The sequence below is a fragment of the Sporosarcina sp. Y1004 genome, from assembly GCF_057669665.1.
Window position 1 is genome coordinate 108,235 of the sequence record NZ_JBYHFQ010000007.1, and the last position, 12,064, is coordinate 120,298.

Below are 12,064 nucleotides of genomic sequence, written 5' to 3' on the forward strand. Positions count from 1 at the left end.
ACAGTGTTTTCATATCTACCATTACATTCTTGTTGAATAGTTAGTCAATTCAGAGTAGTATGTAATCATAATTGACTAGGGGGAATATGAATGGCTCCACTACAACAAAACCACCTGATTTTAGAAAGTATTATTAAATATTCTTTCGATGAAATCTTTGTAACCGATGCAGCTGGTACCATTACTTTTTCAAGTGAGAGCTTTAAAAACTTCTTCGGAATTGATGCTAAAGATATTATAAATCAAAATGTCTTTGCGCTAGAAAAACAAGGGATCTTATCTCCCTCAATTACGGGAAAAGTACTGAAAACAAAAAGAGTTGAAACGATGGTACAAGAAACGTCAATGGGAAGAAAAATAGTAGTCTCCGCTTATCCGATTTTTGATGATCTACAGCAATTACAAGGAGCCATTAGTTTCTCAAGAGACATTACTGAACTTGATTATCTAAAAAAGACAAATGACGAAGTTGCTAAAAGAATGGTTTTATATGAAAGAGAAATTGAAAAGATAAAAGATTCACAGTCCCCCCTTTCCCACAGTGACTCCGGTAAAATGAGGCATGTTTTCAGCATTGTCGAAAAGGTGTCTAACCTAGACGTTTCCGTTTTACTTCAAGGAGAATCAGGAGTTGGAAAAAACTACATAGCACAGAAAATCCATCAAACATCCAATCGGAAAACCGAGCCTTTTATTGAAGTAAACTGTGGTGCCATTCCCGAATCCTTAATTGAATCAGAGTTATTTGGCTATGAAGAAGGCGCTTTTACTGGCGCAAGAAAAGGTGGAAAAAAAGGTTATTTTGAAGCTGCTGGGAAAGGCACAATATTACTTGATGAGATTTCTGAGCTACCTCTTAATCTCCAAGTTAAGCTTTTGTCTGTACTTCAAAATCGTACTGTACAACGGGTAGGTGGAAATTTAATCATTCATCTAAACTGTCGAATCATCTGTGCAACGAACCAAGATTTACAACAACTTATTGAGGAAAAACGATTTAGGGAAGACTTATATTATCGCATTAACGTCATCAAGATTGCTATTCCACCTTTGCGTGAACGAAGAGATGAAATAAATATACTCACATCAGAACTGTTACATGAATTCAATGAAAAGCACAGCCTACAAAAAGAGCTTTCTACAACGATGATCTCTTGGCTAAGTAAACAGGAATGGCCGGGTAACATTAGGGAACTACGAAATTTCATAGAACGTATTTTAATTACTTCAAATGACAGGATTGTTGATGTCGACCAAGTTGGCATTGCTTCTGCACAACAAGAGGATATGACGTTAGATCAATATATCGGAATGATTGAAGGAGATTATATTAATCGGATGTATGAAAGGTACCCAAGCAGCACTAAGTTGGCTAAAAAATTAGGAATTAGTCAATCTACCGCCAATCGAAAAATCAATCAATATATAGCGAGCCAGCTTAGTCAGAGTTGACTAGGCCGACTCGCAGAACCCACTCTCTTGGTGTTGGCATGGAACTTGCAATACTGTATAGCATCAAGAAACAAGCGCTTTCATAGCCCTCTTTCTTGAAAATACTATAGAACACGAGGAGGAACTATGATGAATAATCAAAATGAAAAACAATTTCTTAACCTACCGTTTACAGGTATTTGCTCGTTTGGGAAATACCCGATTTGTACAAGTCTGGATGAACTAGACGCAGATGTGGCGGTTATCGGTGTTCCCTACGATATGGGAACACAATGGAAATCAGGAACTAGAATGGGTCCACGTGGAATGCGAGAAGGTTCTACATTATATAGTTTCGGATTAGAAGGTGCCTATGATATTGAAAAAGATATTATGTACTTAGGTCCCGACTATAAAGTAGTCGATTGCGGAGATGTAGATATCGTACATGGTGATTTGGAACAGAGCTTCGACAATGTTGAAGAATCTATTAGAAAGATTGTTTCCAAAGGAGCAATTCCAGTCGTAATGGGTGGAGACCATTCTATTACCATTCCTGTAGGTAGAGCGTTGGATTCCATTGGGTCGTTCCACGTCATTCAAATAGATGCACATTTGGATTGGGCAGATCATCGCTCGGGACAAAGATACGGACATGGTAGCACTCTCCGTCGTCTAGCGGAAATGGACTACGTCGACAAAATGTTCCAATTCGGAATCCGTGGAATTAGTAGTAGTAAAAAAGAAGATGTAGATGCCGCTCGGGAATATGGCAGTGTGATTTTATCTCCACGCGAAATGAGAAAAATGAGCATTGAATCTGTACTAGACCTAATTCCTGAAGGCGATAATTATTATGTAACAATTGATATCGACGGATTAGACCCATCGTTGGCACCCGGAACAGGCACTCCTTCTCCCGGAGGATTGTACTATGATGAAGTGAATGAATTGTTAGAAGGTATTGCAAAAAGAGGAAATGTCATCGGTTTTGATTTAGTCGAAGTCTCTCCTCCATATGATCCAACTGGAATTACCAGTCAAGTAGGAGCAAGACTCATTCTAGATTTCATCAGTTTCATTTTAAAAGAACAAGAAAATAGTCCGGAGCTAGTTTCGGCTATGCACGCAAATAAGTAAATGTAAATTTGATCATGTAGAGGAGAGTGTTCGCACCTTCCTCTATAATGTTATATCGACTCATAGATTTTGAAACAAAAGTAGAATCTCCTTGCCTATGTCAACCTTTTTCACATTCGTTTTCGTCCCTAATACCTGGATATTTCCAACTATACTTATCTCAACTAACAACTCGATTCAATAAACCAAAAAGTTAGGAGAGACCTTAGCCCTAAAAGCAAAGCCTAAAAGAAACGTGTGGGTAAACATAGAATTTAACCATTTCTTCATTATAAGAATTGGAAGCGCTTTCCCTAGCAAACACAGAAAAAGACGTATACAAAATTAGAGGAGGTTCACTATGGAAGCAACTAATAGAGGTTCAAACAAATTGATTTTTGGTATCGTGCTAGCCGTTCTTACGTTTTGGTTGTTTGCTCAGTCAATGGTAAACATTATTCCAGCAATTCAAGCAGATTTAGGTATATCACTCGGAACTCTAAATATCGCTATTAGTATAACCTCCTTATTTTCAGGTATGTTTATTGTTGCGGCTGGCGGTATCTCAGATAGAGCAGGCCGTAAAAAACTGACTTTTTTAGGATTAAGTTTAAGTGTTATTGGCTCTTTGTGCCTTGTTCTAGCACAAGATGCTCCACTTTTAATCGCTGGGCGAATCATCCAAGGTATTTCTGCAGCATGTATTATGCCGGCAACCATTGCTTTAGTTAAAGCCTACTTTGATGGAGCAGACAGGCAGCGTGCACTTAGTTATTGGTCATTCGGTTCATGGGGTGGAGCCGGCGCTTGTGCTTTAGTAGGTGGAGCCATTGCAACGTATATGGGATGGAGATGGATTTTTGTCCTTTCAATTGTTATCTCTTTACTAGCGATGTACTTACTAAAAGATATACCAGAAAGCAAGGCTGTCCAGTCTATCAAATCGAAATTTGATTATACGGGTTTACTCATTTTCATTTTCGTAATGCTTGCATTGAATTTAACAATTACACGTGGGCATGAGTTTGGTTGGACGAGTCCACTTACAATCACTTTAATAGTTGCAACGTTAATTGGAACCGCCCTATTCTTTTTAGTTGAAATAAAGAAAAAGAGTAAGTTCATTGAGTTTTCTTTATTCAAGTCTAAAGCATATACAGGAGCTGTCACCTCTAACTTTTTACAAAATGGAATTGCCGGAACAGTTGTGGTTGCGAATACGTATGTGCAATTAGCACGAGGATTTACAGCCTTTCAAACAGGTTTACTAACGATTGGTAATTTAGTTGCTGTGCTCATAATGATTCGCGTGGGTGAGAAAATGATGCAAAAAGTGGGCGCAAGAAAACCAATGATTGCAGCAGCAATCATTACTCCCCTTGGAATCAGTTTAACAGCGTTAACATTTTTGCCTGACTTAGCTTACATCATCACCGTCTTCCTCGGTTTCATGCTTTCAGGTATAGGGCTTGGATTGTACGCAACGCCTTCTATTGAAACCGCTGTGGTAAATATCCCAGAAGATAAAGTTGGGGTTGCTTCAGGTATTTATAAAATGTCCAGCTCACTGGGCTTTTCATTTGGTATAGCGATTTCAACAGCAGTTTATGGTGCAATCTTGCTCACCGGAAGCATAGAGTTAGCAGCAGCTGCCGGGACCATGGTAAATATGGCTTTTGCTATCCCATCCTTAATCTCTATAATGTTAACAATTCCGCACAACGAGGGAAAAAAGGTAACCAAGCTTGCAGCGGAGAAAGTTGAGACTAAAGAAATATCTGTTCTGAATTGAGGTAGGCTTGAAAATCTCTCTTTTCACTGGACTACTTTCAGCCCGCTTTCGGCGGATTAATCACGACGAATTTACTAAGGTTAGAGTGTGGCTAGATGTGACTTCGTCACTTCTAGCCACACTCTTTTCGTTAATTCTGTTGTGATTAAATGCCCGGAGATGTAATTTCGGGTAGCTTTCAGTGTATAAATATATAAAAATAGTTACCTACACTTACTGTATTGAAGCCAACTGTTAGTCAGTTATAACACGTGTCAAACTTTTCAAGTAGCCAAACTGCATCATTTCAACTGATCTCGAATACATTGATTATGGTGATAACTATAAGGGGAGTGAATGGCCGATTCCGACATTTGTAACGCAATCATTGGATGAGATTCGATTTTGGTCACGGATTATGAAAGAACATGCTTTCTTTTTAAGTCTTGGATTTAATGCAAGTGATACACAACTCATTCAAGAAGCAAAGCAATACATTGTACTGTTTGAACGCATCGAAGAGCAGATCAGCGATTACAATGAAACAACAGATCCTGATGTCATTAGACAACTAAACATTCAAGTCTACCAAGCGGCAGCTTCTATTTGGGCTTATAAACGAAAAGTACTTGGATTGATATTAAGTTGCCAAATTATCTCCAACAATTTCCCTTTACTTGTTGACCATACGAGCCGAGAAGCTGCCTATTTCGCTAAACGATTGAAGGAATTAAACGAAGGTAAGCTGAAACCTTTACCAGAGGCAATTATTAAAGAGAATGTGTTTTTCTTAAAAATAATGGCGGATCATTCAAAATTCATCGGACACCTGCTAGATCCTTCGGAAAGAAAACTTGTCGATCAAGCACGAGGGTTCAGTCATGATTTCGACCAACTTCTTTACCAAGCACAGGATTTAGATCACATGCGCCCTCAGTCAGAAACACAACCACTTTTAGAACAATTTTTAGACCAAAATCGTGTTTCTGTCGTATCGTTACGCGATTTCAAAAAAACAGCACGTGATTTAATTGAAGCCTGCAAAATAAAAAGCAATATACCCGCCCTTCTCGCCGACCATGTATACCGTGAAGCGGATCACTTCCTTCAAATTATTGATGCATTCGATGAGCATCTTACGACACAACAAGCTTAACGCCTTACTATGTATTAAATAATGCTTGTTACACAATCTAACAATCGACTTCAATTCAACTACCCCCACCGATGACTTCTGTATAGGTGGGGGTAGTTATCGTTCCAATGAATAGCCAGCAATTAATGGCATACTAAGTTATTCCTTCCTTAGTCGAATAGTTGAGTAATTTATCTTAAACAAAAAAACTGTCAACCAAATTCGTTCGGTTGACAGTTTTTCATTAAATATAGTTACACTATGTTGACGACAATTTCTTCCTCCACGAGATCGACACGGACTTTTTCAACATGCTCTTCCAAAATAATATCTGTCAATGGATCCTCGATTTTATCTTGAATGACTCTGCGAAGTGGTCGAGCTCCGAATCGTTTATCGTAGCCTAGTTTGACCAATGCTTGTTTTACTTCTTGGGAAATCGTGATATCAATATTATTTTCTTCGATTGTTACTTGTAAATCAACAAGCATTAATTCCACGATTTCAAGTAGATTTTCCTCTGTTAATTCGTTAAATGAAACAATTGCATCGAAACGATTGAGAAATTCAGGTTTGAAATAATCGCCTAACATTTCTAGCATCGTAACGGATTCGTGTACCGTTTTATTGAAACCGACGCTCACTTTTTTGTCGCCTGTTCCAGCGTTACTTGTCATAATAATAACCGTATCTTTGAAACTGACTGTCCGACCATGTGAATCTGTTAATCGACCATCCTCCATAATCTGAAGGAACATATTTTGAACGTCTGGATGCGCTTTTTCAATTTCGTCAAGGAGTAAAATTGAATACGGATTCCGGCGTATTTGTTCTGTTAATTGGCCAGCGTCTTCATGCCCAACATAACCTGGAGGGGAGCCAATAATTTTAGACACCGCATGTTTCTCCATATATTCACTCATATCGAGACGGATTAACGTGTCACGTGAACCAAATAATTCTTCTGCTAGGACTTTTGTGATTTCTGTTTTACCAACACCCGTTGGACCGACAAATAAGAAGGAGCCAATGGGACGGTTTTTCGATTTAAGTCCCGCACGGCTACGACGGATTGCTTTTGCAATTTTATCAACCGCTTCTTCTTGACCTATGACTTTTTTATTGAGATTTTCCTGAAGACCTTTCATTTTCACCTGTTCTGCCGCTTGTAGTTTTGTCACAGGAATTCCTGTTTTCTCTTCGACAATTAACTCAATATCTGCAACAGAAACTTCTATTTTTTTAGCTTCCCCATTTTGTTTCGCTTCTTCCAATTGTTTACGTAATTGAATTTCTTCATAACGTAAATTTGCCGCTTTTTCATAGTCTTCCAATTCTGCTGCTTGTTCTTTTTCTTGAATGATTTCGCCCAGACGCACTCCAAGTGAATCTGAATCCGAATTAGGGATGACGTGTGCAAGGTTTAAACGTGACCCGACTTCATCCATCAAATCAATCGCTTTGTCCGGTAAAAAGCGGTCTTGAATATAACGTTGTGATAAGGTGACAAATGCTTGAATCGCTTCATCTGTATAGTGTACTTCATGGAAGTTTTCGTAACGTCCTTTTATTCCACTTAAGATTTTAATCGTATCTTCTGCCGATGGTTCCTTGACGATAATCGGTTGGAACCGACGTTCAAGTGCGGCATCTTTTTCGATTTGACGATATTCTTTCAATGTCGTTGCCCCGATGAGTTGCAAACCTCCCCGTGCTAAGGCTGGCTTCAAAATATTACCGGCATCCATTTGCGATCCTTCTGTTGAACCCGCACCAACGAGTAGGTGAATTTCATCGATGAATAAAATAACATCTGTCCGGACTTGAAGTTCTTCAATGAGTTGTTTCATCCGCTCTTCAAACTGACCACGAATGCCTGTATTGGTAACAAGTGAAGCAACATCTAGTAAGTACACTTCTTTATTCTTTAGTTTCACCGGAACATCGCCTTCATGGATTTTTACTGCGAGCCCTTCGGCGATTGCTGTTTTACCAACTCCAGGCTCACCAATTAGCACTGGGTTGTTTTTATTTCTTCTATTTAACGTTTCAATGACGCGTTTCACTTCTTGATCGCGTCCGATGACTGGATCAATCAGTCCATTTCTTGCATCATTTGATATATTTTTACCAAGTTGGTCTAACAAACCGTTGCCGTGACCTTCTTGTGTTTGCTTTGTTTGAGTTCTTGCCTGTTGGCCGCCGTTAGCTTGGGAAAAGGGATTCGCATTGTTGCTAAATGACGGCATCTTACCTGCTTGTAATTGACTTTGGATTTCTTGAAAGCATGGATGACACATATTAATGTGCATTCCTTGCTGATTTACTTGAAATCTCAAACTCATCGTCGCTTCGTTTTTATCACAATGTTGACATTTCATGTTCTATTCCTCCCTCAATTTTTCATTTATCTATCTTTCCTGACTTTGACTATATTTGATCTATGCACTTATTATACACTGACCTTTTTTGACTTTCAAGAAACTTGCTTGCATATCCTTGAATATTTTTAATGAAGACTACACGTAAAATCAGCTTAGCCACATGATCCTCAAATAAAAAAACTGTCAACCAAATCCATTACCGTGGACTTGAATGACAGTTTTTTATTAGATAAACAAGCTAAGCAGTAGTACAACACCAAGACCAACGACCGAGGTCGTGAATAATAACAGGCCCCAGGTTTTAAACGTATCTTTAATGGATAAGTTAAAGTACTCTTTAAACAACCAGAAGGATGCGTCATTTACGTGAGTAATTGTATTACTTCCTGCCGCTGTTGCTAAAACCATTAATACAGGATTCACATCAAATGTATGAATTAGCGGACCTACAATACCAGCAGCAGTAATTGCAGAAACAACACCCGTCCCCGTAGCAATACGTAACATTGCAGTAATGACCCAGGCCATAATTAATGGCGATACACTTGTATTTTCCATCATTCCTGCGATGAAGTCACCAATACCTGTATCCAAAATGATCTGTTTGAAAGCTCCACCAGCACCAACAATGAAGATAATCATCGCAATACCTTCAATAGCACCTGAGAACGAATTCATAACTTCCGGCATTGTTCTACCTCTGCGTATGCCGAATACATAAATGGCAACCAATACAGCGAGAATCATGCTAATTTCGGCACTACCAAGGAAATTAATAATTTGATAGAACATCGTTCCTTCTTCTATAAAGAAATCCAAAATCGTTGCCGATGTAATGATGATTGCTGGCAATAACGGTACAATTATACTTACAGCAAATCCAGGCATTTCATCTTCAGCAAATTCTTTCGGCTTCTTCAACATCGGTGGTACAGGACGATCCAAATTACGTAGCATTCTAGGTAAAATAATACCTGCTGCAATTACTGATGGAATGACTACGATCAGTCCCAATATGTAAACCATCCCCATGTCTGCACCATAAGCCTCAACAAGTGCAGTTGGTCCAGGTTGTGGTGGGAATATACTATGCGCCATTGTAGCCGAGGCAACCATCGTGATACCTAAGCGTAAATATGGAATTTTCGCTTCAATTGCAATACTGATGACAAGTGGTGCCAATATGATAAACGCCACTTCATAAAATACTGAGACACCAAAAATGGCACCAACAATTAAAATTGCCCATTCAACATTCTTTACGCCAAACTTGTTCAATAAGGTAGAAGCTACCCGTTGAGCAGCACCGGAATCCACCATTAATTTACCAAGCACAGCACCCATTCCGATAATGATTGCCAAACTTCCGAGCGTTCCTCCAAAACCTGTCTTTATCGATACGACGACCATATCTAATGTTAACCCGTTTAAAATACCTACCAATATCGCAACAATCAAAAGGGCAAGTACACTATTCAGTTTTACCACGATGTTCAAGTAAAGAAGCAACGCTACACCAAGAGCTACCCAAATAAGCGGTAAATAAGTTATAATCCAATCCATCTTTATTCTCCCCCCAAGTCTACTTTCAGTTTGTTCTAATAGCTTCGAATTGCTTTTACGCATGTGGACTGACATTTCTAATTATTGATGGTCAGTCAAGCACAGTAACCTTGTAACCGCTTACTCCAAACCAATTAATCAACACTTTCGATATTTGCAGATTATCATGCATCATTTATGCGTTGCCTAGCTTTACACACCAATAGTAGACAACACCACAAATACCTCTCTCCGAAAGAAAAGCTCTTAACTCTCATCTGTTTTCAGATAAATCGGTTTAGTAAACCGATTTACTTCACTCAGTATATAATGAAAGTGCTTTCAATATCAAATAAAAATTCAATTCTGTGAAATATCCTCTCCTCATGCTTGGCTCTTTTTCATTTTTACTATGTATCTAAAACTTTTTTCACCTAATATAACTTCCGAATTAAGGAAATATCAATCTACGAATTTGCGGATGAACATGGAATTCCGTTATTGAAAGGGAATAACTGCAAAAGAGCATCGGCAAAGTTCTCCCGATGCTCTTCTTCAATACAATGATTCTTCTTACCGGACCTACTGCTCCACTTGACCAACCCATGAATGCCCGTCCCTCGGCTGATGAAAGTCACTCAACGTCCATTTCAATTGTTTTTTTCAATTGTTTCAAGTGACGTTTTTCATGCAATCCGACAAATAGAAACCATTGACTCAATGGAATTTGTCCAAATATCGGATGTTTGAGTGATTTATCACGGAGCACTTCTTTTGTGCTTGTTTCATACACATCTAATAAGAAGATACGGGAATGATAGAGTTCATTTTTCATTTCTACTTTTGATTTATACTCTTTTGTCGGAACTGTAAACTCCGGTGCTTCCACTTTAATTAAGCGATTCGTAGACAATGCTATCGGTTTTTTCATACATTTTAGACTTTCGGGGTTATTAAGTTCTCTGGCAATATTAGTCGCAATCACTGTTTCCATTCTCGCTAGGTGTTCGAAGATTTGTTTTGGAGACCATCCCCCATTTGAAGGTATTTTATTGAACTGCTCATCTGTCAATGGATCAATTGCTTTAAATAACTCTTTTCGAATAACAGTATTTTTTCCCAACACCATTTAATTTGCTCCTTTTATTACCCCGAAAAACTTTTCCGTTATTGTTTACTTATCTACATTATAAGCTTTTCTATTTTTTCGCAAGTTATGATTTAATAGAGTCTCATTTAATGCCATGAATTCAGCATTCTACTTCGTCGTCCTACACCTTTTAACAAAGGTGACTGATACGCATCAAATAACGGCCACCTATCAAACGGGTGGCCGTTGAAAAAGAGGTACCTGACACTCAATTGAATGCAAATGTTTAAACGGTCGTTTCCACTTTCGATCCTATCGCTTTTTCTACCTTTGCTTTCCATACAAAATGGTCTTTTTCAACAACAATAGAGACGAATAAACTACCGATAATTGCCCATAATGGTGCGCCAATATTGAAGAAACTCACACCTGACATGCCTATTATTAAGGCAAAAAAAGCACCCATTTGAAACTTACTGTCTGAAAAGGCTATTTTGAGGGCATTCATAAGTACCCCTAGCATCGCAAGACCAGCAATTACACTAACAATTACACCTGGCATGGCAATCACAAGCGGAACGACTACAGCCGCAAACAGTCCAAAAGTCGAGAATACCCCTCCACATACAACGGTTGCAGCATACCGGCTTTCTTTTTTCCCAACTTCTTCAGCGGAACAGATCGCTGTCATCGGTCCTGCGATATTAATAGCATGAGCGCCAAAAAACGAAGCGATTACACCAACAATTGAACCGTAAATCGCCATCGCATTATTTGGGGGCTTGTAGCCTTGAGCCATTAACACACCTGACGCTTGAGCACTTTCGGTACAGATTATGAGTAACGCAAGTGGAATTCCAATCGACAGTAAGGCATCAAAACTAAATGCAGGTAGGATTAACTGTGGAAGAATGAATGCATTCTGGACGTTCTGAAGCTGAAATTCATTTGTAAAGACGGCCAACAAAACTGCGACAAGTAATGCTGATAAAACAGGTGGGATTTTTTTGAAGAATCGTGTAGAAAGTAAAAAAACTAGAATTGCAGAACCTGCTAGTATGGGAGAAATGGTAACCGACGTAATCATTTCCGTCGAAAAACGGATCATTACGCCAACAATCATACCCATGACAATCGGGACAGGAATCCATTTCATCACTTTGTTGATTAAGCCTGACGCACCGAGAATAATCACGAGGATATGGGAAAATAGATAAGCGCCTATAGCTTCTTGGAATGAATAATGAGTCAAAGCACCTGCAACTAATACTGCACCAGCAATCGAATGTGCACCTGCGATGGGCTGACGATACTTTATAGATAAAAACATACCGAGCAATCCACTAAAAAAATAAACAGCAAATATCCAACTAATGGTTTCAGCATACGTCAAGCCCCCACTTGTCGCAGCTCCAATGATAATCAAAGCAGGACCCGTACACCCAAATATTGCTGCAACTAAGCCAGCACTAACCGTATTCACATTTAGATTCTGACGTAAATCTTTAATATTTAAGAGTAAAATTTTTTCCTTCATGCCCCCTAGCCCCCTAAATCTACCAATACTTCTCCTAGTAATATACACCATTTTT

At 38.9% G+C, this 12,064-nt stretch carries 8 protein-coding genes; 4 read left to right on the forward strand and 4 right to left on the reverse strand.

Going from position 1 to position 12,064, the window contains the following annotated elements; all coding sequences use genetic code 11:
- Positions 1-90: 90 nt before the first annotated feature.
- The 4 genes from AC25Y6_RS07340 to AC25Y6_RS07355 all read left to right on the forward strand — a co-directional run bounded on the left by AC25Y6_RS07340 (position 91) and on the right by AC25Y6_RS07355 (position 5,477).
- A complete protein-coding gene (locus AC25Y6_RS07340; protein WP_488142517.1) occupies positions 91-1,452 on the forward strand; it encodes a sigma-54 interaction domain-containing protein in 1,362 nt (453 codons plus the stop codon).
- Between the two features lie 129 nt (positions 1,453-1,581).
- Positions 1,582-2,571 carry an agmatinase gene (speB, locus tag AC25Y6_RS07345; protein ID WP_482102918.1) on the forward strand — a complete coding sequence of 330 codons (990 nt, stop codon included), beginning with the start codon at positions 1,582-1,584 and terminating at the stop codon, positions 2,569-2,571.
- 340 nt (positions 2,572-2,911) lie between these two features.
- On the forward strand, positions 2,912-4,342 hold the full coding sequence (locus AC25Y6_RS07350; protein ID WP_488142518.1) for an MFS transporter: 1,431 nt from the start codon (positions 2,912-2,914) through the stop codon (positions 4,340-4,342).
- A gap of 304 nt (positions 4,343-4,646) precedes the next feature.
- Positions 4,647-5,477 carry a DUF2935 domain-containing protein gene (locus AC25Y6_RS07355; protein ID WP_482102966.1) on the forward strand — a complete coding sequence of 277 codons (831 nt, stop codon included), beginning with the start codon at positions 4,647-4,649 and terminating at the stop codon, positions 5,475-5,477.
- A 233-nt stretch (positions 5,478-5,710) separates the two neighbouring features.
- On the opposite strand, the gene AC25Y6_RS07360 is transcribed toward AC25Y6_RS07355, so the two are convergent.
- The 4 genes from AC25Y6_RS07360 to AC25Y6_RS07375 all read right to left on the reverse strand — a co-directional run bounded on the left by AC25Y6_RS07360 (position 5,711) and on the right by AC25Y6_RS07375 (position 12,009).
- Complete coding sequence (locus tag AC25Y6_RS07360; protein WP_488142519.1) at positions 5,711-7,837, reverse strand: ATP-dependent Clp protease ATP-binding subunit; 2,127 nt, start codon at positions 7,835-7,837, stop codon at positions 5,711-5,713.
- 228 nt (positions 7,838-8,065) lie between these two features.
- Positions 8,066-9,403 carry a gluconate:H+ symporter gene (locus AC25Y6_RS07365; protein WP_482102915.1) on the reverse strand — a complete coding sequence of 446 codons (1,338 nt, stop codon included), beginning with the start codon at positions 9,401-9,403 and terminating at the stop codon, positions 8,066-8,068.
- Between the two features lie 613 nt (positions 9,404-10,016).
- Positions 10,017-10,511 (reverse strand): DinB family protein, encoded by a 495-nt coding sequence (locus tag AC25Y6_RS07370; RefSeq protein ID WP_488142520.1) that lies wholly within the window; start codon positions 10,509-10,511, stop codon positions 10,017-10,019.
- Positions 10,512-10,758: 247 nt separating this feature from the next.
- Positions 10,759-12,009 carry a benzoate/H(+) symporter BenE family transporter gene (locus AC25Y6_RS07375; protein WP_488142521.1) on the reverse strand — a complete coding sequence of 417 codons (1,251 nt, stop codon included), beginning with the start codon at positions 12,007-12,009 and terminating at the stop codon, positions 10,759-10,761.
- Between the last annotated feature and the right edge of the window lie 55 nt (positions 12,010-12,064).

Excerpts from the sequence above, each read along its gene's own strand:
- speB (WP_482102918.1), top strand. The coding sequence starts at position 1,582 with ATGAATAATCAAAATGAAAAACAATTTCTTAACCTACCGTTTACAGGT.
- AC25Y6_RS07350 (WP_488142518.1), top strand. The coding sequence starts at position 2,912 with ATGGAAGCAACTAATAGAGGTTCAAACAAATTGATTTTTGGTATCGTG.
- AC25Y6_RS07365 (WP_482102915.1), bottom strand. The coding sequence starts at position 9,403 with ATGGATTGGATTATAACTTATTTACCGCTTATTTGGGTAGCTCTTGGT.
- AC25Y6_RS07360 (WP_488142519.1), bottom strand. The coding sequence starts at position 7,837 with ATGAAATGTCAACATTGTGATAAAAACGAAGCGACGATGAGTTTGAGA.
- AC25Y6_RS07340 (WP_488142517.1), top strand. The coding sequence starts at position 91 with ATGGCTCCACTACAACAAAACCACCTGATTTTAGAAAGTATTATTAAA.
- AC25Y6_RS07370 (WP_488142520.1), bottom strand. The coding sequence starts at position 10,511 with ATGGTGTTGGGAAAAAATACTGTTATTCGAAAAGAGTTATTTAAAGCA.
- AC25Y6_RS07375 (WP_488142521.1), bottom strand. The coding sequence starts at position 12,009 with ATGAAGGAAAAAATTTTACTCTTAAATATTAAAGATTTACGTCAGAAT.